This is a genomic window from Ferribacterium limneticum (genome assembly GCF_020510585.1).
Taxonomy (GTDB): Bacteria; Pseudomonadota; Gammaproteobacteria; order Burkholderiales; family Rhodocyclaceae; genus Azonexus.
The window spans coordinates 1,415,780-1,439,862 of the sequence record NZ_CP075190.1; the positions used below are offsets into that span (position 1 = coordinate 1,415,780).

Here is a 24,083-nt window from a genome sequence, read left to right on the forward strand (position 1 = left end):
GTTTTGAAAGCCTGTTGGGAATCAAATCGTACGACCTCGACGCTCTTGAAGCTTTTCCCCGGCCAAACATGGTTTCTAAAAAGAATCAGATAGGAATGACAATTGCCTCGTAAGAATATTTATGTCACTCAACCTAGCTTGCCGCCGTTGGACGAGTTTATTCCCTATCTTGAACAAATATGGAGCAACAAGATACTGACGAACAATGGCCCATTTCACCAGCAACTGGAAGGGGCATTATGCGAGTATCTTGGTGTGGAGCATCTGAGCCTCTTCACCAATGGCACGATAGCTTTGGTTACTGCCTTGCAAGCCTTGCGAGTAAGTGGTGAGGTAATCACTACTCCATATTCGTTTGTCGCGACTGCACACTCACTACTCTGGAATGGTCTCAAACCGGTTTTTGTTGATATCGACCCAAATACATGTAACCTTGATCCTACTAAGATCGAGGCGGCAATAACACCTCAAACCTCGGCTATCCTTCCTGTTCACTGCTATGGCAACCCATGTGCGGTTGATCAGATTCACAATATTGCCAGCACTTATGGGCTGAAAGTGATCTATGACGCTGCGCATGCCTTTGGTGTTCGATACAAAGGCAATAGTTTGCTCAGGTACGGGAATCTGTCAGTACTGAGTTTTCATGCTACCAAGGTTTTTAACACCTTTGAGGGAGGGGCAATTATTTGTCCCGATGCGCTCACCAAGCAGCGCATTGACTACCTGAAGAACTTCGGATTTGCCGATGAGGTGACTGTAACGGCACCCGGAATTAACGGCAAGATGAGTGAGATCAATGCAGCTTTTGGGTTGGTGCAACTAAAACACGTAGCGAAAGTACTAGACCAGAGAAAGACCGTGGAAGCACGTTATCGTGACGCTTTGCGTGACGTGGCTGGAATCCAATGTATAGCGCCTCATCCCGATGCAGAAGGAAATTCATCCTATTTTCCTATTTTCGTGCGAGAGAGTTTTCCGCTGAAGCGCGATATTCTTTATCAGCGTTTGAAGGACCGAGGTTTTTTCGGCCGCCGTTATTTCTATCCCTTGATCAGCAATATGCCGATGTATCAAAGCATGCCATCTGCTTGCAGGGAGAGCCTGCCGGTTTCAAATGTGATGGCAGATCAAGTGCTTTGCCTACCTATCTATCCGGATCTAGAGCACGAAATTGTGGACGAAATTTGCTCGCTAATAAGGGACGCTGCGCATGAGTAAGGTATTGCTGGTAGATACGAATATTTCATCATCGCCAATTTACAGTTTCTTGCTCAAGGCGGGATTTGATGTAACGGTCATTGGTGGTAACCCAGACGATTTTCTTGCCAAAACTGCAGCTCAATATATTGAAGCGGATTATTCCGATCCGGAAATCTTGGCTTCCGTGGTAGTTCGGTACGGTTTTGATTTCGTCGTTCCTGGCTGCAATGATCGTTCCTACCTGGCGTGTGCTCAATTGAACGTGGATGGGCACTTCCCTGGATTGGATACGCTGGCATCGGCTGAAACGATCAACAACAAGAAATTGTTCCGGGCTTTTGCATCGGCAAATGGACTGCCTGTGCCGAAGGTCTATGACCCTAGTGTCTGCCCGACAGATCGGGCGCTGATTGTGAAGCCCGTGGATGCGTTTAGTGGTCGTGGTGTGACTATCCTTCGCGCTCCCGATGAACAATCTTTGACTGAAGCTCAATTATTCGCGAATAGCATGTCGCGCTCTGCCACTTTCATCATTGAGGATTATGTCGAGGGCCAACTCTACAGCCATTCGTGCTTCGTGCACGAGGGACGCGTGCAGCAAGAGTTCGTCGTCGAAGAACATGGAACGGCCAATCCGTTTGTAGTTGATACCAGTCGCGTCGTTCCGGACTTTCCTCCCCGGATACTACAACCGCTGCGTGAATGTATCGAGAGGATGGCCCAGGCTCTCGGGATGGTGGATGGACTGATTCATACCCAGTTTATCTTACGGGGCAACGAGTTCTGGCTTATCGAGATCACGCGGCGCTGCCCTGGAGATCTCTATAGTCAGTTGATCGAATTATCTGTCGGTGTGCCGTATGCCGAACTGTATGCTCGTCCTTTCGTCGGTCTGCCTTACCCAGGCATAGACCGGGTGCCGGCTGCCAACTGGATCATGAGGCACACTATGTCGCTGCCGAAGTCCGGGGTTTTGGGAAGCATCCATTTCAATTGTCCAATCCTGTTGGAGAGAATGCATCCCATGTGTGTGGCGGGAGAGATGCTACGCGAATCGCCATTTGGTCGGATCGCTTTGATTTTTGTCAGGGCTTCGTCGTCTGATGAGATAGACCAAATATTTGCACGCACCCTGAAGCGCGAGCTTTATTCCATTGGACTGTGATCCATCAAGGTATTTCTAGGGATTAGTATTTATGTCTTTCATTGATGATGTTAATGCCGCTTTACATGCGGTTCCGCTCCGTCAGGAACTTGCTCATGAATTCCTCTCCTCCTCGTGTGCCGTACGCCGCTTTCTTATCGGACGCAACGAAGAGTCTCTTGCAGTTCTCAATATAATAAAACCAGATGGCATTATTGACGATTTTGCGGAGGATCTGTCCTCCTGGCATGGAGTGCCGGTTATTAGGCTGCAAGATGTACCTGCCGCTGCGATAGTCTTGAATTGCTCTACCTCAATCAGTCCGGTGACCGTGCTGGAAACTCTGAACAATGCCGGTATTGCCAAGGTTCTGAATTTCTGCGACTTGGTACCAATTGCGGGGAGAGGACTAAGTTGGCCATGGTTTGTGAGCCAGCAACGTGATGACTGGGTTACGCATGAAGTCGAGTGGGCCCAGCTTTTCGGCATGATGGCTGACGAAGAGTCCCGCCAGACTCTGCTTGACGTCGTACGTTATCGCCTGACTGCCGAGCCGGCCTTCATGCGTAATTACACTGTGCGTTTGCGTGACCAGTATTTTGAAAATTTCATGCAATTGAAGAATGAAACTTTCGTTGATGCCGGCGGATTTGATGGTGACACGTCGGAAGAGTTCTGTTCGCGTTATCCCGACTATCACGCGATTCATCTATTTGAACCTTCTCCTTCCAATATTTCAGCTGCGCGCATGCGTTTAAGGGCAAGTAAGCGCATTAATTTCTTTCAGTTAGGCCTCTCTGATTCCCAAGGGTTTCTGCATTTTGATTCCGAGGCTGGTTCGGCCTCATCGGTTTCTGACGCCGGTGGGACGACGATTAAGGTCGTTAAACTTGATGACGTGATTACCGGGGCTGTTAGTTTCATCAAGATGGATTTAGAAGGATGGGAAATGAAGGCGCTGGCCGGATGTACTCAACATATTTGTAGCGATTATCCAAAGCTCGCAATTTCCGTCTATCACTCTGCAGAGGATTTCCGTAAAGTGCCGGCCTATCTCCGCTCGCTTCAGTCTCAATACCGGATTTACTTGCGGCATTACACTCAGGGGTGGTCTGAAACGGTTATGTATTTTATGCCAACTTAAAATGTTTCCCTATGTTTGTCCCACGAAAGTCATCGGCATGAAAAATACTCCGCTTAGAGCCGCCATGATAGGCGGTGGTATTAATTCTGCCGTTGGCCGTTCGCATGAGATCGCGATGCGCCTCGACAATGCCTTTGAACTCGTGGCCGGGTGTTTCAGCAGGAATGCTCAGATAAATGCCAGGTCAGCAGATGCTTATCACGTGCCTCAAAAGGGTGTGCACGTTTCTTTAGAAAAATTGTTGGAAGTCGAGCGTGATCGTTTGGATGCTGTGGTAATTGCCACGCCGATTACAGCCCATGCAAGCCAGATAGGCGCGGTGCTTGATGCGGGCCTGACGGTAATCTGCGACAAGCCATTGGTCGCCAATTCGGCAGAGTGTGATGCTTTGCTGGCCAAAGTCTCAGGGGATAGTACTCGCCTGTTTTCAGTCTTTAATTACACCGGCTATCAGGCTGTTCGTGAAATAAAGCGCAGGGTCGAGACAGGGGAAATCGGCAAGGTTTTCAAGATCATGGCGGAGATGCCTCAGGACTCCTACCTCAGATTGAAGAATACCGATAATGTTGGTGCCATCCAGCCATGGCGCTTGATCGATGGCCGAGTGCCTTGCGTTTCGCTCGATCTTTTTGCGCACATTCACAGTCTTGTGAATTTCATTACCGGGCTTAATCCGCTCTCTGTGTGTGCCCGTTCAATGGCAGTAAGTGGCGTGAGCGATGGATTGATCGATGAAGTGGATGCGCTCGTGGAGTATGAAGGCGGGATGTTTCTGAATGCCTGGTACGGCAAGGTGGCGTTAGGTTCCCGGAATGGTCTGAAAATTCGCGTCTACGGCACGCTTGGCAGTTTCGAATGGTTACAGGAGCAGCCTGAACAGATTATTTATGCGAATGCTATCGGCGACCGGCTTCTTCTGGATCGAATCAGTTCAACATCGAGTGTGACTCACGAAGCCCGATACAACCGCTTCAAGGCGGGGCATCCTGCAGGCTTTATCGAAGCATTCGCGAATTATTATTTTGATATCGCGCGTGCGATACATGACGGTGTGCTCAATGAATACACCTTGTCTGCCAACGTCGCTGCTCAAGGAATAGCGCTCAGCGATGCAATTCACCTGTCTTCCCTGTCTCACCGGGAAGTACGGGTTGGATGATATGTTGCCAGTTTTTAGGCTGGGGGAGTAGATGTCCCTAGCCAATAGTACCGTGCGCGGGGTTATCTGGAATTTCTCAGACATGCTTCTGCGGCGAGGATTGGTGGCGGCGACGACACTGGTCCTGTCTTATTTCTTGTCACCGGCAGATTTCGGGCTAGTCGCTATGATGTCCGTGTTCCTGGTGGTGCTTGGCGGCTTGATGGATTCCGGGCTGAAAGAAGCGCTGATTCGCCGAAAGCGGCTCTCAATTCGCCTGTTAAACACAACCCTTTGGGCCAGTCTCTGGCTAGGTTGTTTGGCTTACGCACTCTTGTTTTGTGTCGCACCATGGGCGGCACTCTTCTATAACGAGCCATCCTTGGTAAATTTGCTTCGAATAGCTGGTCTGGTCATCATATTCAATGCATTGCAGACTGCTCCTGCTGCACGCCTGACCCAAGCGCTGGATTTTCGGGCTCTGATGCGGATTAGCTTGCCCGCTTCAGGATTTTCCTGCTTGTTGGCTTTGTTGCTTGCCTATCTTGGTGCCGGGGTTTGGGCCTTGATCGTCCAGACTCTTGCTGCAGCAGCAATGAGCACGATATTGACCTGGAAGGTCGCCGGCTGGCGACCAAGGCTGCAGGTGGATTTCAAGCCACTTGTTGCTCTTTTCCGGTTTGGCTACAAGTTGTTTCTTTCCAATCTTGTTGCATTGACCGTTCGTAATGCGGCCCCCAGCATGCTAGGAAAATTTCTTGGGCCAACTTATGCTGGCTATTACTATTTCGTCGACAAAATAATGGAGATGATAATGGGGCAGTTGGTTTATTCAGTTCAGAACGTGACATATCCGTCATTTTCAAAGATTAGCAGAGAGACAGTGCGGTTACGTGAGGCGTACAGGAAGGCTATTGAGATCATGGTGTTCTTGGTCAGCCCGTTACTGATGATAGGGGCTGGACTTGCCGAGCCCCTATTTGAAGTTTTTTTTTCGCCACGCTGGTTGCCGGCAGCAGGTAGCTTCATGTGGCTTTGTTTTGCCTATCTCCTATATCCGATGCATGCCATCAATCTCAATATCATCAAGGTGGTGGGGCGCTCAGATATCTTCCTTTGGCTTGAACTTCTTAAGGCTGCAATTGCGCTGAGTGTGCTCTGGATAACGCTTCCTTGGGGGATGGAAGCTGTACTTTTGGGGCAGGTATGTACTTCTTTGATCTGTTTCTTGCCAAATGCAATGTATTCAAAACCTTTGATCGGGTATTCCGCCTTTGATCAGATCAAAGATGTCTTTCTTTATTATGCCTGCGCCGCTATTGGAGGTGGAGTGGCACATGTTATAGCCAACTCTTTGGTGGGGTATGCGGCCATATTGATCGTGATGATTAGTGGGGTGGTTGGGGTATTGGCTTATCTTTTGTCATGTCGGGTACTGAAGTTGCGGGCTTGGCAATTGATATCAATTGCATTTGGTAATTTCACGAAGAGACAGGCATGAGCGATCGGAAATTTCTGATTTTTGCCCCTGCTTATAGATCCGATAACGGCGGTGGTATCGTGCTGCACCGGCTGTGTTCATTGCTTAATGAACTCGGGTACGAAGCCTATCTCACCCGATTTTTTAATGGGGCTCCCGTATATAGTAATGATTTTGTTGTTCCATTATCAAGAATTGCAGCTAGAAGCATATGGAATTTGATTACGCCATTTAAGGTTAATCCTGGATGGAAAACGCCCGTAATTAAATTTCCAAAATTACCTCTGGGACCGGAATGGATTGTTGTCTATCCAGAAATAGTGTTTGGCAATCCGCTGAAGGCACGGTGTGTAGTGCGTTGGTTGTTGCATCGACCAGGATTTCATACCGGCCATATGTGTTATGGTTCTAGTGAGTATCACGTCGATTTCAATACGTTCGCCGAAAATTTCTGCTTTCCTGATTGCAAGATGGCATCAAGGTCGCTCAATGTTTTGGCGTTCCCTTTTGAGCACTACAACATGCAAAAAGCTTTGCCTGCAGATAAACGGGCCGGAACTGCTTATTGCCTGCGGAAAGGGAAGGGGAAACCATTGGTGCATGATCTCAGGAATTCGATACTGATCGATGGGAAATCGCATGCTGAAGTAGCTGCGATATTGAAGCGGGTCAAAACGTTTATTTCTTATGACGTCTATACCGCTTATTCATCATTTGCTGTTTTGTGTGGAGCGGAATCTGTGGTCATACCAGATTTCGGGATGGATAAACATGCGTGGTTTCCCGATCCAGCTGATCGCTATGGTGTGGCGTATGGTTTCGATGATATGGGTTGGGCTCTGGAGACGGCATCGCTTGTGCTTGGTCGAATGAAAGCGAAAGAGGCGGACTCTATTGAAAATGTCGCGCATTTTGCCAAGGATGTACTCCAATATTTTGAAAAATGGAAAATCCATGACGCTCATGCCAATTCTTGATCTGGTTGATATCCATTGATAGCGGTTTCTATCGTCAGTCACCGCCACGGAGCCATGGTCGGCCGTGTTGTTAAGCAATTGCTCGATTGCCCGGAGGTATCCCTTATTCTAGTGACGCTGAACATACCGGAGGTATTGGGCTTGCCGGAAGATCAGCGCATACGGGTGCTTCACAATGTTTCTCCTCGTGGTTTTGCCGCCAACCACAACGCTGCTTTTAATGAGTCAAGGGAAGAGTATTTCTGCCCATTGAACCCAGATATCAAAATCTTGGGAAATCCATTTACAGCCTTGTTGGCTACCATGTTGGAAGCGGGAGTCGCGATGGCGGCGCCGCGTGTTGATTCCCCGGCTGGTTTACAAGAAGATAGCTGGAGGCGTTTTCCAACTGTTTTTTCGCTCATTCGAAAAATATTGGGAATAGGCAACGGCAGCTATCTGGTTCCGCCTGATGGCCGAATATTTTCTCCGGAATGGGTGGCTGGGATGTGTATGTTGTTCCGCAGTGCCGATTATCGGGCGCTCGGTGGGTTCGATGAGGGCTTCTTCCTGTATTACGAAGATGTGGATATCTGCGTCCGTTTATGGAGAAGCGGGAGACGCCTCGTTGTCTGTCCGGACGTGACTGTTATCCACGATGCCCGACGCGACAGCCATCGAAATTTTCGGCACTTGCGTTGGCATCTTGCGAGTATTACTCGCTATTTCCGTAAATATTGGGGGCGGTTGCCCTCTGTCAGCCGCTGAGTCTGCACATTTTTCATGACGATACTCGTTTCTGGTGCTACGGGTTTTATCGGGAGGCGAGTGCTCGCATACTTACTGGCAGAAGACTATCCGTGTCGGTCATTCGGGCGTCATCCAGCTATTGGTGGGCCTTCTTTCATTGGCGACTTGAGCGATAAATCCGCACTCGTCAAGGCGTGTTCGGGGGTTGAAAGTGTCTTTCATTGCGCTGGGTATGCTCACGCATTTTCGTCACAGAGTGATGATGACGAAGGTCTGTATTGGAAAATTAATTTCGAAGGCACGCAGAATTTGCTTAGGGCAGCAGGTGCGTCAGGAGTGAGGCGCTTTGTATTCCTGTCCAGCGTCAAAGCCATGGCTGAGCCAGGTGACTCATGTGTTAACGAGGATTTTTCTGGCGAGTCGCAGACGGCTTACGGGCAGAGCAAGCTGGCCGCTGAGGAAGCAGTGATTGATGCTGGGCGGCATTACGGAATGCATGTTGTCAACCTGCGTTTGGCGATGGTCTATGGTGCCGGGGGGCGCGGCAATCTTGAAAGGATGGGCCGTCTGGTGCGGAAGGGGGTGTTCCCACCGTTGCCGGAAACCGGAAATCGACGTTCTCTGGTGCATGTGGATGATGTGGTTTCAGCGATGCGTCTGGTGGCAGAGGATGATCGGGCAAATGGTCGGACCTATATTATCGCATCGCATGAAGCCCCTTCCGGGCGGCAGTTGTTTGATGCGCTGCGGGCGGCTCAGGGGCTGAAACCATGTGGTTGGGCGATGCCAGAGGGGCTTTTCCGGCTTGCCGGACGGGCCGGGGATATTATCGAGCGCATGGCGGGACGGCGTATGCCGCTGGATAGCGAAGTTGTGACCCGGCTATTGGATTCCGCCTGCTATTCGCCTACTCGAATCGAGAAGGAGTTGGGGTGGCGGGCGCGGGTGCCGCTGACCGAAGGGTTGAGGGAGATGTTGGGGGTATGAAGCGATTGTTTGATCTATTCGTGGCTTTATGCGCCGCAGTGGTTCTGGCGCTGCCCGTAGTGTTGGTGGCGCTGGCGGTCAAATTGACCTCGCCAGGGCCCGTGTTTTATTGGTCGGATCGTGTCGGTCGCCATAATCGCATTTTTCGCATGCCGAAATTTCGTAGCATGCGCATTGGGACCCCGGCTGTAGCGACGCATTTGCTGGCAGATCCAGATGCTTATCTCACGCCTATCGGTTCTTTTTTGCGCAAATCCAGCCTTGATGAACTGCCCCAGCTCTGGAGTATCCTGGTTGGGGACATGAGTTTGGTTGGGCCTCGTCCCGCTTTATTCAATCAGGAAGATCTGATTGCACTTCGTACTGGGTGTGGCGTGCATGAATTGGTGCCGGGCTTGACGGGCTGGGCGCAGGTTAATGGCCGTGACGAATTGCCGATTCCCAGGAAGGTTGAACTTGATGAGGAATATCTGCTTCAACGCTCTTTCATGTTTGACCTTCGCGTTTTATGGCTAACCGCAGTCAAGGTGTTACGGCGGGATGGCGTGTCGCACTGATCGGGGATTCGCGGGTTTTATGTCAGTACAAAACAGCGCATTTGACTGGGTCAAGCAGTTAAAATGAGATCCGAAAAAATCGGAGGCGTTTCAGCGCCCAATTGAGCTTGCCTAAAGCAATTCTTTCCATTTTCGTTTTTCTGTTCGACCTTTCCGCGTTGGCATTTGCCTGGGTGGGGGGGTTTTTGTTGCGCTTTAATTTTGATGTCCCTGCCAATTTTGCCTACGTGATGTGGTGGGGGTTGGCAATCCTGTTGCCGGTGCATGCTTTGGGGTGCCACATTGCTGGCTTGTATCGCGGTATTTGGTTGTTTGCGAGCCTGCCCGACTTGAAGCGTGTGCTTCGTGCTGTGGCGTTGTCGAGCGGGGCCGTTTTCGTGTTTTTTGTCTTCTTCCGCAGTGGTCAGCAGTTGGTGCCGCGATCACTGTTGCTGCTGTACCCGATGCTGCTGGTTCTCTATATGGGCGGTGGGCGTGCGGCTTATCGCATGTGGAAGGAGCATAGGCTTTACGGTGGCTTGATCGCACAAGGGAAGCCTGTCGTGATTGTTGGTGCCGGCCGTGGTGGCGCCATGCTGGCGCGTGAATTGGAGCGGAGCCCGGATTGGCGGGTCGTTGCACTTGTCGATGACGATCAGACCAAATGGGGGCGTGAGCTGTCCGGGATCCCGGTTCTGGGCGGGATAGATGCCTTGCCGGAAGTGCTGGCCTCAGTCAAAGCTAAACATGCTATTTTGGCGATGCCGTCGGCAGCTATAGAGGCTTGCCGTAGGGCTGCGGATTCGGTGGTTGGGGCGGGTGGGCATGTATTTACTGTGCCTGGATTGGATGATGTGATGTCCGGTCGGGTCGCAATTTCATCAATCCGACCGGTCGAGATCGAGGATTTGCTTGGGCGCGATCCGGTTTGGATCGATACAGCACATGTCGCCGATATGGTTGCCGGTAAGGTCGTCTTGGTGACAGGGGCTGGCGGATCAATCGGCAGCGAGTTGTGCCGGCAAGTGGCTCGTTTCCGCCCTGAAAAACTAGTGTTGCTCGAACTGAACGAATTTGCGCTTTACTCCATCGAGCAGTGGTTTTCGGTAAATGCAACGGATGTTGACCTGGTTCCGCTTGCTGGGGATGTTAAGGATGCTTCTCGTTTGGATGAGGTATTCGCACAGTTTAGGCCTCATGCGGTTTTCCATGCCGCAGCCTACAAGCATGTTCCTTTGATGGAGATTGGCAATGCTTGGCAGGCGGTTCGTAATAATGCCCTTGGTACGCTCACGGTTGCTGAGTGTGCCATGCGCTTCAAGGCGGAGCGTTTTGTCTTGATTTCCACCGATAAGGCGGTTAATCCGACGAACGTTATGGGGGCAACTAAGCGTTTGGCCGAGATGGTCTGCGAATCGCTGCACTGCCAAGATAGTGCAACTCAGTTTGAGATGGTTCGATTCGGTAATGTGCTAGGTAGTACCGGTAGTGTGATTCCGAAGTTTCAGGAGCAGATCGCGCGCGGTGGCCCTGTTACGGTGACGCATCCGGAAATCACTCGTTACTTCATGTCGATTCCCGAGGCCGCGCAACTTGTCTTGCAGGCGGCGACGATGGGGCACGGTGGCGAGATTTTCGTACTGGACATGGGCGAACCTGTCCGGATCGTCGATTTGGCTCGCAAGATGATTCATTTGTCGGGTTATTCTGAGCATGAAATACGTATCGAGTTCTCCGGTTTGCGGCCAGGTGAAAAGCTCTACGAGGAATTGCTTGCTGATACTGAGCAAACGCGTGAAACGCCTCATCCGAAGCTGAGAATTGCGCAGGGCCGTCCAGTCGATAGTGATTTTCTTGCTAATTTGCGATCTTGGTTGGCGAACGCGTGTCAGAGTGATGCGCAAGTGCGGGAAGCGCTTATGGTGCGCGTTCCTGAATATCATCCGGCAACAAATAGTATTCCCTGAACCCATGAATGACTTTGCGGACTTTTACCGCATGACTACACATACGGTGATGCTGTGACTCACGACTTTCTCGATCTCCCACAAATACTCTCGGCTCGCGGGACGGTTCGCCTGCCCGGTTCAAAAAGTATTTCTAACCGCGTGCTGCTACTAGCGGCTCTGGCCGAAGGTGAGACGGAGGTCCGAGACCTGCTGGCTTCGGATGATACTGAACGGATGCTTGATGCATTAAAGGTGCTAGGGGTCGGTGTTAGCCACTTGGGTGGCGAAAACTGGTTGATCAAGGGCTGTGCTGGGCAATTTCCGGTCACGCAGGCAGAATTGTTTCTGGGAAATGCTGGTACCGCCTTCCGTCCGCTTACCGCTGCTTTGGCGCTGTCTGGCGGTGATTTTGTACTGAAGGGCGTGGCCCGCATGCATGAACGACCGATCGGCGATCTCGTTGATGGCCTGCGGCAGCTTGGAGCGGATGTTACCTATCTCGGCAGCGAGGGCTATCCGCCGCTGCATCTGAAGCCGGCAAACATTGTCCCAGGCGGTTCGGTTAAGGTTCACGGCGATGTTTCCAGTCAGTTTCTGACAGGCTTGTTGATGGCTTTGCCGCTGACCGGGCAGGCTGTTGCGGTAGAGGTCGTTGGTGCACTGATTTCCAAGCCCTACATCGAAATCACGCTGGCAACCATGGCACGGTTTGGCGTGCAGGTTCAGCGTGATGGCTGGCAACGGTTTACGGTGCAGGCCGGTAGTCGCTATGTCTCGCCGGGAACGATTTACGTTGAAGGCGATGCATCATCGGCCTCGTATTTCCTTGCTATGGGAGCGATTGGCGGTGGGCCGGTTCGGGTCGAGGGTGTTGGTCGCGATTCGATTCAGGGTGATGTTCGATTTGCTGAGGCGTTGGCCAAAATGGGGGCCAAAATCGAGATGGGGCCGAACTGGATGGCCGCACGTGCTCCGCTGGGAGGACTGGTTGCGGTCGACCTCGATTGCAACCACATTCCCGATGCGGCGATGACGCTGGCGACGACCGCGCTGTTCGCCAAAGGAACGACCACGTTGCGCAATATCGCTAGCTGGCGGGTCAAGGAAACTGATCGAATTGCGGCGATGGCGACTGAATTGCGGAAGTTGGGTGCAGTGGTCGAAGAGGGTGATGATTTTATTAGCGTCACTCCTGCTAGCCTCAAATCGGCCGCCATTGATACTTACGACGACCATCGCATGGCAATGTGTTTTTCATTGGCTGCTTTCGGTACGCCGCTGCGTATCAACGATCCAAAGTGTGTGGCCAAGACTTTCCCGGATTATTTTGAGCGCTTTGCGGCGGCCACCAAGGCGGCCCCGGTCATCGCAATCGATGGTCCCTCAGCTTCCGGCAAGGGAACAGTGGCGGCGCGGGTGGCTACAGCACTCGGTTACGCCTATCTCGATTCCGGTGCGCTTTACCGGTTGACCGCACTAGCCGCTCGACAGGCCCTTGTTGATTGGACTGACGAGGCCGCTGTGGCGGCCATTGCCGCTGAGCTCAACGTCGAGTTTTCCGGGGACGATATCCGCTTAAATGGTGAGCTTGTCGGTGACGCCATTCGTACAGAAGAAATCTCGGTGGGGGCCTCAAAAGTCGCGGCCCTGCCTGCTGTAAGGGAGGCGCTGCTTTTTCGCCAGCGGGCTTTCAACCAGGCGCCCGGCCTGATCGGCGATGGGCGCGACATGGGGTCGGTCGTCTTCCCGCATGCCGTGCTCAAGGTCTTCCTGACAGCGAGTCCCGAAGCGCGCGCTGAACGTCGTTATAAGCAGTTGATCGAAAAAGGATTCTCTGCTAATCTCGCGGACCTTCTGTCGGACCTGAAGCAACGTGATGAGCGCGATTCGCAGCGCAGCGTTGCTCCTCTACGGCAAGAGGCTGATGCCAAGCTGCTCGATACCACGCATCTCACCATTGAACAGGCGGTGAATCAGGTGCTGGTCTGGAGCAGGGAAGCATTGCAGTAAGGTGTTGCCGGCCAGGTGGTCGGTAATTTGTTTTAAACCCTAACCCGCTGTGAGTTTCACGATTCGCGGCATGAAAGTTCTCTCCGTCAATGGAATCTTTTGCTCAACTATTTGAAGAATCCCTGGCTCGCCAGGAAATGCGTCAAGGCGAAGTCATCACTGCAGAAGTGGTGCTCATCGATCACAATTTCGTTGTGGTCAATGCCGGCCTGAAATCGGAATCCTATGTTCCGCTCGAAGAATTCCTGAATGATCAGGGCGAACTCGAAGTCAAGGTGGGCGATTTCGTCCAAGTGGCTATCGAAATGCTGGAAGACGGCTATGGCGCAACGCGCCTATCCCGCGACCGCGCCAAGCGCATCGCTGCCTGGAACTTCCTGGAAGAAGCCCTGAACAACAACTCCTTGGTTACTGGCACCATCACCGGCAAGGTCAAGGGCGGTCTGACCGTCATGTCCAATGGTGTTCGCGCGTTCCTGCCGGGTTCCCTCGTCGACATGCGTCCGGTCAAGGACACTACGCCGTACGAAGGCAAGACCATGGAGTTCAAGGTCATCAAGCTTGACCGCAAGCGCAACAACGTCGTGATGTCCCGTCGTGCCGTGCTCGAAGCCACCGCTGACAAAGATCGCGAAAAGCTCCTCGAGAACCTCAAGGAAGGTACCACCGTCAAGGGTATCGTCAAGAACATCACCGACTACGGCGCATTCGTCGACCTCGGCGGTATCGATGGCCTGCTGCACATCACCGACCTGGCCTGGCGCCGTGTACGTCACCCGAGCGAAGTGCTCAATGTTGGTGACGAAGTTACCGCCAAGATCCTCAAGTTTGATGCCGAGAAGAACCGCGTCTCCCTTGGCATGAAGCAACTGGGCGATGATCCGTGGGTTGGTATTGCCCGCCGTTACCCGGCTGGCACCCGCCTGTTCGGCAAGGTCACCAACCTGACCGACTACGGTTCTTTCGTTGAAATCGAACAGGGCATCGAAGGCCTAGTTCACGTTTCCGAAATGGACTGGACCAACAAGAACGTTCATCCGTCCAAGGTTGTCCAGCTCGGCGACGAAGTCGAAGTCATGATCCTCGAAATCGACGAAGAGCGTCGTCGTATCTCGTTGGGTATGAAGCAGTGCCAAGCCAATCCTTGGGACGACTTCGCGATGAACCACAAGAAGGGTGACAAGGTTAAGGGCGCCATCAAGTCGATCACCGACTTCGGCATCTTTATCGGTCTGCCTGGTGGCATCGATGGTCTGGTTCACCTGTCCGACCTTTCCTGGTCTGCGACTGGCGAAGAAGCCATCCGCAACTTCAAGAAGGGTGACGAAGTTGAGGCGCTGGTTCTTGGCATCGACGTCGAGAAGGAGCGTATCTCCCTCGGTATCAAGCAGATGGAAGGTGATCCGTACACCAACTTCATCGCTACCCACGAGAAGAACAGCATCGTGAACTGCACCGTCAAGACGGTCGACGCTCGCGGCGCCGTGCTGACGCTGGATGGTGAGAACGAAGGTTACCTGCGTGCTTCTGAATTCTCGCGTGATCGTATCGATGACCTGTCGCAGCACCTCAAGGTGGGCGATACGGTTGAAGCCATGATCATCAACGTGGATCGCAAGACCCGTGGTATCAACCTTTCCATCAAGGCCAAAGACAATGCCGAACAGCACGAAGCCATGCAGAAACTTTCTGCCGAGTCTTCCGCTGCTGCTTCCGGTACGACCAACCTGGGTGCCCTTCTGAAGGCCAAGCTCAACCAGCAAGGCTGATAAGGCAAAAGCATGACCAAATCCGAGCTCATCGCCCGACTGGCGGAACGGTTTCCCCAGTTGGTGGCGAAGGATGCTGATTTTGCGGTCAAGATGATTCTCGATGCGATGTCCGAAGCACTTGTGCGAGGGGATCGTATCGAGATCCGTGGATTCGGCAGCTTTGCGCTCAACTATCGGCCGCCGCGTACTGGCCGTAACCCCAAATCAGGGGAAAAGGTTGGCGTCCCGGCCAAGTGGGTTCCCCACTTCAAGGCTGGAAAAGAATTGCGCGAAAGGGTTGATCAGGCGATCTGACGTCGGGTTTGGCCCAATGTGGTAGATTCAGGGCAGTGAATGATTTCACTGCCCTTTTTTATTGAATGTCATGACAGCACTGACTTGGTCTATACGAGCCATTATTTTTGTCTTTCTGGTTGTTTTTGCAACCCAGAACACCGATCCGGCAAGCCTTCGCCTTCTACCAGGAACTGTCTGGCAGACGCCCTTGGTGATTGCCTTGCTAGCCTTCTTTATCGGTGGCGTGATACTTGGTGCGCTCTCGCTGCTCGGTGTCATTTTCCGCCAGCGTCGTGAAATCTCGCGCCTGAAGCGTGAGGCTGCGCAAAAGCCCGCTTCGCATACGCCGGACGTGCCGCCAAACGCATGAGCGAATTATTCGAATACTGGCAGCTCCTGCTGATACCGGCCTTTTTTGCTCTGGGCTGGATCGCCGCCCGCGTCGACATGCAGCAGGTTGTGCATGAGTCGCGCACCTTGCCCCGTTCCTATTTTCAGGGTCTGAATTTTCTGCTCAATGAGCAGCCGGACAAGGCAATCGATTCCTTTCTCGAAGTTGCCAAGGTTGATTCGCAAACTGTCGAATTGCATTTTGCTCTTGGCAACCTGTTTCGCCGGCGTGGTGAAACGGAGCGTGCAATACGCATGCACCAGAACCTGATTGACTTGCCTGATCTCGACGACAAGGTGCGCCTGCAGGCGCTGTCGGAGTTGGGGCAGGATTACCTGAAGGCGGGCCTGCTTGATCGGGCTGAAGAGATATTCAATAAATTGTTGGGAACCGATTTTGAGGAAGAGGCCAAGCGCAGTCTTCTGGAAATCTATCAGGTCGAGAAGGAATGGTTGAAGGCAATAGAAATAGCCCGTGAATTGCCGGATGTCGCGTCGCATCGCGATATCGCCGAGTACTACTGCGAACTGGCGGCCAACGAAATCATGCGTTCTCGTCCTGATTCGGCTCGTGAGTATCTTGAGGTAGCCACCCAGGAGAATCGGAAGTGCGTGCGGGCCAGCCTTCTGCAAGGGGATCTGTTGATGCAGGAGGTCGATCTCAGCGGCGCGATCGAAGCCTGGCAGCGTATCGAGCAACAGGATCCGGCATATCTGGCTTTGGTTGCCCAGCGACTGCTTGAGGCTTATCGCAGGCTTGAACGGCCGGCCGAGGGCATCGCCCTGCTGAGCGGTTATCTTGAACGCTATCCCTCGCTCGACCTGCTCGAGGTGGTCTATCAGCTGGTTCTTGAAAGCGAAGGAGTCGAATCAGCCTATCGCCTGGTGCGAGCCGAACTTCAGCGCAATCCCACCTTGCTTGGCTTGGAAAAACTGATGAGCGCGCGTTTGCCATTGGTGGCGCCGGAGGTTCGTCCGGACGTCGAGTTGGCGAGGACCATTATCCAAGGCTACACGAAACGTCTGTCGCGTTATCGATGCGATAATTGTGGTTTCAAGGCACGTCAGTTCTATTGGCGTTGTCCGGCCTGTGGCGGCTGGGAAACCTATCCGCCGCGCCGCAGTGAAGAATTCGATCAATCCTTGTAGGAAGCCTTATGAAAATCACCGTTGTCGGTACCGGATATGTTGGTCTGGTCAGTGGCACCTGTCTGGCTGAAGTGGGTAATGATGTCCTTTGTTTGGACGTCGATCCAGAGAAAATCCGTATTCTGGAAGATGGGGGCATTCCGATCTTCGAACCCGGCTTGCAGGAGATGGTCTGCCGTAATGTCGCTGCCGGCCGCCTGCATTTCACAACTGACGTTGAAAAGGCCGTGCAGCATGGCACCATTCAGTTCATTGCGGTCGGTACACCGCCCGATGAGGATGGCTCGGCCGACCTACAATACGTTCTTGGTGCAGCACGCAATATAGGCCGTTTGATGACCGACTATAAGGTCGTGGTCGACAAGAGCACGGTACCGGTCGGCACTGGCGCCAGGGTCAAGGCCGCCATCGCTGACGAACTCGCCAAGCGCGGTGTCGATATTCCCTACAGCGTCGTCTCCAACCCCGAGTTTCTCAAGGAAGGGGCGGCTGTCGAAGACTTCATGCGTCCCGACCGGATCGTCGTCGGTGCCGAGGAAGAGCAGGCCATCCACCTCATGCGTGCCCTCTACGCACCCTTCCAGCGCAACCATGAGCGTCTGATCATCACCGACGTCAAGAGCGCCGAACTGACCAAGTACGCCGCCAACGCCATGCTGGCGACGCGCATCAGTTTCATGAACGAACTGGCCAATCTGGCTGAAGTGCTCGGGGCCGACATTGAAATGGTTCGTCAGGGCATTGGCTCTGATCCGCGCATTGGCTACCACTTTCTTTATCCCGGTTGCGGCTATGGTGGCTCTTGCTTCCCCAAGGATGTCAAGGCGCTCATTGCAACGGCCAAGGACGACGCTGATATTACCCTCAAGGTACTGACCGCCGTCGAGGAGGCCAATGATGCACAGAAGCACGTGCTAACCCGGAAGCTCAAGGCGCGCTTCGGCGATCTTAAGGGCAAACATTTCGCCCTGTGGGGCTTGGCCTTCAAGCCGAATACCGACGACATGCGTGAAGCGCCCAGCCGTGAACTGATCGCCGACTTGTTCGCCGCCGGCGCCACCGTGACGGCCTACGATCCCGTTGCCATACATGAAACACAGCGCATCTACGGTGATGACAGCCGTCTGCAGTATGCCGAAAATCCGATGGGGGCACTCACAAACGCCGATGCGTTGCTGATCGTTACCGAATGGAAGGAATTCCGTAGTCCGGATTTTGAGGCCATAAAGGCGACGCTCAGGAGCCCGGTGATATTCGACGGCCGTAACCTGTATGACCCGAAATTCGTGCGTGCTACGGGCATCGAGTATTTCGCAATCGGACGCTGATCAATGAGCAGCAGCATGCTGGAAAAGATTTCGCAGGTTCGCCTGCTGGTTGTTGGCGACGTGATGCTCGACCGCTATTGGTTCGGGGAGGTCAGCCGGATTTCGCCCGAGGCGCCGGTGCCGGTAGTCAAGGTTCAGCGCATGGAAGAGCGTCTCGGCGGTGCGGCCAATGTTGCCCGCAACGCGGCCTCGCTCGGGGCCGTTTCAGCCTTGCTGTCGGTGGTTGGTGATGACGAGGCGGGGCGTACGCTGGGGCGCCTGCTCGAAGAAGGTCAAATTGATGCGAATTTGCACGTTGACCGTGAAATCGACACCACTGTGAAGCTGCGCGTCATCGGTCGTCAGCAGCAATTGCTGCGCATCGATTTCGAGACGACACCTTCGCACGAAGTGCTGCAGGCCAAGCTGGCTGATTTCGAAACCCGGGTCGTTCAGTCCGATGTGGTTGTCCTTTCCGACTATGGCAAGGGCGGGCTGACGCATATCGCCGAGATGATCCGTATCGCGCGCGCCCACGACAAGCCGGTTCTCGTCGATCCCAAGGGCGATGAGTGGGGCAAGTACGCCGGGGCGACCGTGATCACGCCGAATCGCTCGGAACTGAAAGAGGTTGTCGGGCGCTGGTCGTCGGATGATGAACTGGCTGCCAAGGCGCGCAAGTTGCGCGGCGAGCTTGGTCTCGAAGCCTTGCTGGTTACTCGCAGCGAGGAGGGGATGACCCTGTTTGCCGATGAAACTCACCATCAGCCGGCCCTGGCACGCGAAGTATTCGATGTTTCCGGTGCCGGGGATACGGTGATTGCCACGCTGGCCGTGATGATCGCTGCCGGTGCCGATTGGGCCGAAGCCATTCGTGTCGCCAACATCGCCGCCGGCATCGTCGTCGGCAAACTTGGTACTGCCGTTGTCAGCCGTGAAGAACTTGCCGCAGCCTTGTAAGGAATAATCATGTACACAGTCGTTACCGGCGCTGCCGGCTTCATTGGTTCCAATATTGTCAAGGCGCTCAACGAGCGCGGCGTAACCAAGATCATCGCGGTCGACAACCTGACCAAGGCCGACAAGTTCAGGAACCTGATCGACTGCGAAATTGCTGATTACATAGACAAGAACGATTTCATCGCACGCATTCAGGCCGGCCATTTCGATGGCGAGATCGATGCCATTTTTCACGAGGGTGCCTGTTCGGACACCATGGAAACTGACGGTCGCTACATGATGGAGAACAATTTCCGTTACTCCTCCATTCTGCTCGACTGGTGTCTCGATCAGGATGTCCAGTTCCTCTATGCCTCCAGCGCCGCGACCTACGGCGCCAGCAACGTTTTCAAGGAAGAGCGCCAGTACGAAGGGCCGCTCAACGTTTACGGTTACTCGAAGTTTCTCTTCGACCAGATTGTTCGCCAGAAACTGGCGCAGAATCCGTCGTCGCAGATCGTTGGCTTCCGCTATTTCAACGTCTATGGTCCGCGCGAAACGCACAAGGGGCGCATGGCTTCGGTTGCCTTCCACAACTTCAACCAGTTCCGCGCCGACGGCAAGGTCAAGCTGTTCGAAGGTTCGCACGGTTACCCGGATGGCGGTCAGCAGCGCGATTTCGTTTTCGTTGGCGATGTCGCCAAGGTCAATCTGTTTTTCCTCGATCACCCGGAAAAGTCCGGCATCTTCAATCTCGGGTCCGGTCGGGCGCAGAGTTTCAACGACGTCGCGGTGGCAGCGGTCAACGGCTGCCGGAAGGCAAAAAGCGAAGCGCCGTTGGGGCTCGACCAACTTCGGGCACAGGGTTTGCTCGAATACGTCGCCTTCCCCGAGGCGCTGAAGGGCAAGTATCAGGCATTCACCCAGGCCGATCTGACGCGCCTGCGCGACGCCGGCTACGCTGCGCCGATGGCCACGGTTGAGGAGGGCGTCTCCCAATACATCGAGTGGCTCCATAAAAATGTATAAAACCCTGCAGGATTTTGTCGGAAACACGCCGCTGGTTCGCCTGGTAAGGATCCCTGGCGCCGAGAACGACAAACGTAATAACGTCATTCTCGCCAAGCTCGAAGGCAACAACCCGGCCGGTTCGGTCAAGGATCGCCCGGCGCTGTCAATGATTGCCCACGCCGAAGCGCGCGGTGACATCAAGCCGGGCGACACGCTGATCGAGGCGACTTCCGGCAACACTGGCATCGCGCTGGCCATGGCCGCGGCGATCAAGGGCTACCGGATGATTCTGGTGATGCCCGAGAACCAGAGTGTTGAGCGCCGGCAGAGCATGCGTGCCTACGGCGCCGAACTGGTGCTGACGCCGAAAGATGGCGGCATGGAACTGTGCCGCGACGTGGCCGAAAAAATGCGTGATGAAGGTAAGGGGATCATCCTCGACCAGTTCGGCAATCCGGATAATCCGCTGGCTCATTACGAAGGCACGGGCCCGGAAATCTGGCGCGACACCGATGGCAAGATCACGCATTTCGTTTCCAGCATGGGGACGACTGGCACGATTATGGGCACGTCAGCTTTCCTCAAGACGCAGAATCAGGCCATCCAGATCGTCGGTTGCCAGCCGGAAGAAGGCAGCCAGATACCTGGCATCCGCAAATGGCCGGAAGCTTACCTGCCTAAGATTTTCGATAAAAATCGGGTTGACCGTGTAGAAAGCGTCAGCCAAGCCGATGCCGAGGTCATGACACGCCGACTGGCGATGGAAGAAGGCATATTTGCCGGCATTTCCTCTGGCGGGGCATTGGCGGTGGCCTTGCGCCTGTCGCAGGAGTTGGAAAATGCCGTGATCGTCACCATCGTCTGCGACCGCGGCGATCGCTACCTGTCGACGGGCGTATTTCCGGCATGAAGCCAGTTCTCGTCTTCGATATCGAGACTATCCCCGATGTGGCCGGTTTGCGCCGCCTGAACGACCTGCCAAATGGCCTTTCCGACGATGAAGTCGCCGAACTTGCCTTCCAGCAGCGACGCGCCAAGACCGGCAATGACTTCCTGCAACTGCACCTGCAGCGCATCGTCACCATTTCCTGCGTGCTGCGTACCAGCGAGGGGCTCAAAGTCTGGTCGCTGTCCGAGCCTGACCTCAACGAAGGAGCCATCATCCAGCGCTTCTTCGATGGCATCGAGAAGTTCACGCCGCAGATCGTTTCATGGAACGGCAGCGGTTTCGACCTGCCGGTGCTGCATTACCGCGGCATGTTGCATGGTGTGGCGGCGCCGCGCTACTGGGATCTCGGCGACGGCGACTACGCCGATTCGCGTGATTTCAAGTGGAACAACTACATCAGCCGCTACCACATGCGCCATCTTGATCTGATGGATCTGCTGGCCCTCTACAACGCCCGCGCCAACGCGCCGCTCGACGACCTGGCCAAGCTTTACGGTTTTCCCGGCAAGCTCGGCATGGATGGTGGCAAGGTCTGGGAAGCCTGGCAGGCAGGCAAGAGCGCCGAGATTCGCGATTACTGTGAGACCGATGTTATCAATACCTATCTGGTCTACAACCGCTTCCGCCGCATGCGCGGCGAACTGACCGCCGCCGAAGAGCTGGCCGAGTGCGATTTCGTCAAGGCTCAGCTGGCCCGGATCGGTGCTCCACATTGGCATGAGTTTCTCGCTGCCTGGCAGTAAATAAGCGCTGCCTCAACGTTATAATTACAAGTTCTAAAACCCAACCGCAGAGAGATAACGATGGCTCTTAACAACGTCCCCTCCGGCAAGTCCCTGCCCAACGATTTCAATGTCATCATCGAAATCACGGCCCATTCCGATCCTGTCAAATACGAAGTCGACAAGGAAAGCGGCGCGATTTTCGTCGACCGTTTCATGTCGACCTCGATGCACTATCCCTGCAACTACGGCTACATCCCGCACACCATCGCCGGTGATGGCGATCCGGTCGACGTGCTGGTGGTCAGCCCGTTCTCCCTGCCGCCGGGTGTCGTCGTGCGCTGCCGCCCGCTCGGTCAGCTGTCGATGACCGACGAAGGTGGTGAGGATGCCAAGCTGCTGGCCGTGCCGGTCGACAAGCTGACCCCGCTCTACAAGGACGTCCAGAGCTACGAAGACATGCCGGAACTGCTGCGCAAGCAGATCGCCCACTTCTTCGAGCACTACAAGGATCTCGAGCCGGGCAAGTGGGTCAAGGTCAATGGCTGGGAAGGCATTGATGCAGCCCGTAATGAGATTCTGACCGGCATTCAGCGTTACAACGACGCGAAAGACAAGCCGGCTTACTAAGCACGTCATGCTGCGTATCGCCGTTGCCCAGTTCAACGCCACTGTCGGTGACCTGACGGGCAACGTCGAACGCATCATCCTGTGCGCCGTCGAGGCGAAAGCCCGCGGCGCCCAGGTGCTGTTGACGCCGGAACTGGCGTTGTGCGGCTATCCGCCGGAAGACCTGTTGCTGCGCCCGGATTTTTATCGGGCCTGCAACCGGGCTCTCGATGATCTGGCCAGCAGGGTCGATGGCATTGCCGTCATCGTCGGCCATCCGGAAGAACACCAAGGCCGCCGCTACAACGCGGCGACAGTCATTGAAAACGGCCAGAAAATTGCGGTATACCGCAAGATTCGTCTGCCGAACTACGAAGTTTTTGACGAAAAGCGTTATTTCGAGTCGGGCAGCGAAGCCTGCGTCGTGACGCTGGGTGGCGTCCGTTGTGGCATCAATATCTGCGCCGATATCTGGGAAGAGGGCGCCGCCGAACTGGCGCGTGGAGCAGGGGCCGAACTGCTACTCGTTCTCAACGCCTCGCCCTGCCATCTCGAAAAACATCAGCAACGCGCCCAGGTGCTTGGTGACCGCATCGACGCCACGGGGATTCCGGCCATTTATTGCAATCTGGTCGGCGGCCAGGACGAACTGGTCTTCGATGGCGCTTCGTTCGCGCTCGATGCCCGGAAAAATTGTTGCATGCGCCTGCCCGCCTTCGAAGAAGCGCTGGGCTTTGTCGATTTCGAGGCCGGCCGGCTGCATTCCGAACAACTGGCCGACGAGCTGTCGGTCGAGGCCGAAGCCTACCAGGCACTGGTTCTCGGCGTCCGTGACTACATCGGCAAGACCGGTTTCAAGGGGGCCATCATCGGCCTGTCCGGCGGCATCGATTCGGCGCTGACGCTCTGTGTTGCCGTCGATGCGCTGGGCGCCGACAAGGTGCGGGCAGTGATGATGCCGTCGCCCTATACGGCGCAGATGAGCCTCGACGATTCACGCGAGATGATCCGCGTCCTCGGCGTGCGCTATGACGAGATTGCCATCGCGCCGGCCATGGACGTCTACGGTGCCATGCTTGACCCGCTGTTCGTCGGCCTGCCTGCCGATACGACCGAGGAAAACATCCAGGCCCGCATTCGCGGCAATATCCTGATGGCCATCTCGAACAAGACTGGTTCGCTGGTGCTGACCACCGGCAACAAGTCCGAAATGGCGGTTGGTTATTGCACGTTGTACGGCGACATGGCAGGCGGTTTCGCGGTGATCAAGGATGTCTACAAAACCCTGGTCTATCGCCTGTCGCGCTATCGCAATACGCTGTGCCAGGGTGACCCGGTGATTCCGGAAAACATCATCGTCCGGCCGCCATCGGCGGAACTGAAACCCGATCAAACTGACCAAGATTCATTGCCACCGTACGAGGTGCTCGATGCCATCGTCCGCGCCTACATGGAAGAAGACCGCAGCCCGCGCGAAATCATCGCGGCCGGCCTGCCGGAAGATGCCGTGCGCCGGGTTGTTCGTCTGCTGCGTATCGCCGAATACAAGCGCCGTCAGGCGCCGATCGGCATCCGCATCACGCCGCGTGGTTTTGGCAAGGATTGGCGGTATCCTATTACCAATCGATATTCCGACGAATTTTAAGAACCTGCATAGAGGAA

22 protein-coding genes are annotated in these 24,083 nt (G+C 54.4%); all 22 read left to right on the forward strand.

Going from position 1 to position 24,083, the window contains the following annotated elements; genetic code table 11:
* Positions 1-102 precede the first annotated feature (102 nt).
* The 22 genes from KI613_RS06810 (at position 103) to KI613_RS06915 (ending at position 24,066) form a co-directional block, all read left to right on the forward strand.
* Positions 103-1,221: a DegT/DnrJ/EryC1/StrS family aminotransferase gene (locus tag KI613_RS06810; RefSeq protein WP_226404467.1), complete on the forward strand. Its 1,119-nt coding sequence runs from the start codon at positions 103-105 to the stop codon at positions 1,219-1,221.
* Complete coding sequence (locus KI613_RS06815) at positions 1,214-2,368, forward strand: ATP-grasp domain-containing protein (RefSeq protein WP_226404468.1); 1,155 nt, start codon at positions 1,214-1,216, stop codon at positions 2,366-2,368. The genes KI613_RS06810 and KI613_RS06815 overlap by 8 nt, the downstream gene beginning before the upstream one ends.
* 31 nt (positions 2,369-2,399) lie before the next feature.
* On the forward strand, positions 2,400-3,491 hold the full coding sequence (locus KI613_RS06820) for an FkbM family methyltransferase (RefSeq protein ID WP_226404469.1): 1,092 nt from the start codon (positions 2,400-2,402) through the stop codon (positions 3,489-3,491).
* Positions 3,492-3,528: 37 nt separating this feature from the next.
* Positions 3,529-4,650, forward strand: coding sequence for a Gfo/Idh/MocA family protein (locus KI613_RS06825; protein WP_226404470.1), 1,122 nt, complete (start codon positions 3,529-3,531; stop codon positions 4,648-4,650).
* Between the two features lie 31 nt (positions 4,651-4,681).
* Complete coding sequence (locus KI613_RS06830) at positions 4,682-6,130, forward strand: lipopolysaccharide biosynthesis protein (protein ID WP_226404471.1); 1,449 nt, start codon at positions 4,682-4,684, stop codon at positions 6,128-6,130.
* Positions 6,127-7,086 carry a hypothetical protein gene (locus KI613_RS06835; RefSeq protein ID WP_226404472.1) on the forward strand — a complete coding sequence of 320 codons (960 nt, stop codon included), beginning with the start codon at positions 6,127-6,129 and terminating at the stop codon, positions 7,084-7,086. The genes KI613_RS06830 and KI613_RS06835 overlap by 4 nt, the downstream gene beginning before the upstream one ends.
* 54 nt (positions 7,087-7,140) lie before the next feature.
* Positions 7,141-7,833: a glycosyltransferase gene (locus KI613_RS06840; RefSeq protein WP_226404473.1), complete on the forward strand. Its 693-nt coding sequence runs from the start codon at positions 7,141-7,143 to the stop codon at positions 7,831-7,833.
* Positions 7,834-7,848: 15 nt separating this feature from the next.
* Positions 7,849-8,802 (forward strand): NAD-dependent epimerase/dehydratase family protein, encoded by a 954-nt coding sequence (locus KI613_RS06845; RefSeq protein ID WP_226404474.1) that lies wholly within the window; start codon positions 7,849-7,851, stop codon positions 8,800-8,802.
* Complete coding sequence (locus KI613_RS06850) at positions 8,799-9,359, forward strand: sugar transferase (protein ID WP_226404475.1); 561 nt, start codon at positions 8,799-8,801, stop codon at positions 9,357-9,359. The genes KI613_RS06845 and KI613_RS06850 overlap by 4 nt, the downstream gene beginning before the upstream one ends.
* A 101-nt stretch (positions 9,360-9,460) precedes the next feature.
* Positions 9,461-11,305, forward strand: a complete 1,845-nt coding sequence (locus tag KI613_RS06855; RefSeq protein ID WP_226404477.1) for a polysaccharide biosynthesis protein — start codon at positions 9,461-9,463, stop codon at positions 11,303-11,305.
* A gap of 54 nt (positions 11,306-11,359) precedes the next feature.
* Positions 11,360-13,297, forward strand: coding sequence for a bifunctional 3-phosphoshikimate 1-carboxyvinyltransferase/cytidylate kinase (locus KI613_RS06860; protein ID WP_226404479.1), 1,938 nt, complete (start codon positions 11,360-11,362; stop codon positions 13,295-13,297).
* 89 nt (positions 13,298-13,386) lie between these two features.
* Positions 13,387-15,066 (forward strand): 30S ribosomal protein S1, encoded by a 1,680-nt coding sequence (gene rpsA, locus KI613_RS06865; protein ID WP_226404481.1) that lies wholly within the window; start codon positions 13,387-13,389, stop codon positions 15,064-15,066.
* 12 nt (positions 15,067-15,078) lie between these two features.
* Entirely contained in the window at positions 15,079-15,363 is a 285-nt protein-coding gene (locus KI613_RS06870) for an integration host factor subunit beta (protein WP_117609136.1), read from the forward strand.
* Between the two features lie 70 nt (positions 15,364-15,433).
* Positions 15,434-15,715, forward strand: a complete 282-nt coding sequence (locus KI613_RS06875; RefSeq protein ID WP_226404482.1) for a LapA family protein — start codon at positions 15,434-15,436, stop codon at positions 15,713-15,715.
* Positions 15,712-16,884, forward strand: coding sequence for a lipopolysaccharide assembly protein LapB (gene lapB, locus KI613_RS06880; RefSeq protein WP_226404484.1), 1,173 nt, complete (start codon positions 15,712-15,714; stop codon positions 16,882-16,884). The genes KI613_RS06875 and lapB overlap by 4 nt, the downstream gene beginning before the upstream one ends.
* 8 nt (positions 16,885-16,892) lie before the next feature.
* Positions 16,893-18,212 carry a UDP-glucose dehydrogenase family protein gene (locus KI613_RS06885; protein WP_226404485.1) on the forward strand — a complete coding sequence of 440 codons (1,320 nt, stop codon included), beginning with the start codon at positions 16,893-16,895 and terminating at the stop codon, positions 18,210-18,212.
* Positions 18,213-18,215: 3 nt separating this feature from the next.
* On the forward strand, positions 18,216-19,151 hold the full coding sequence (gene rfaE1, locus KI613_RS06890) for a D-glycero-beta-D-manno-heptose-7-phosphate kinase (RefSeq protein WP_226404486.1): 936 nt from the start codon (positions 18,216-18,218) through the stop codon (positions 19,149-19,151).
* Between the two features lie 9 nt (positions 19,152-19,160).
* Entirely contained in the window at positions 19,161-20,159 is a 999-nt protein-coding gene (gene rfaD, locus KI613_RS06895) for an ADP-glyceromanno-heptose 6-epimerase (RefSeq protein WP_226404487.1), read from the forward strand.
* On the forward strand, positions 20,152-21,051 hold the full coding sequence (gene cysM / locus KI613_RS06900; protein WP_226404488.1) for a cysteine synthase CysM: 900 nt from the start codon (positions 20,152-20,154) through the stop codon (positions 21,049-21,051). Before rfaD ends, cysM begins: the two co-directional genes overlap by 8 nt.
* On the forward strand, positions 21,048-21,833 hold the full coding sequence (locus KI613_RS06905; protein ID WP_226404489.1) for a 3'-5' exonuclease: 786 nt from the start codon (positions 21,048-21,050) through the stop codon (positions 21,831-21,833). The genes cysM and KI613_RS06905 overlap by 4 nt, the downstream gene beginning before the upstream one ends.
* 60 nt (positions 21,834-21,893) lie before the next feature.
* The gene (ppa, locus tag KI613_RS06910) at positions 21,894-22,442 is read left to right on the forward strand and encodes an inorganic diphosphatase (RefSeq protein ID WP_226404490.1); all 549 of its coding nucleotides are present in this window, start codon (positions 21,894-21,896) and stop codon (positions 22,440-22,442) included.
* Positions 22,443-22,449: 7 nt separating this feature from the next.
* On the forward strand, positions 22,450-24,066 hold the full coding sequence (locus KI613_RS06915) for an NAD+ synthase (protein WP_226404491.1): 1,617 nt from the start codon (positions 22,450-22,452) through the stop codon (positions 24,064-24,066).
* Positions 24,067-24,083: the final 17 nt, after the last annotated feature.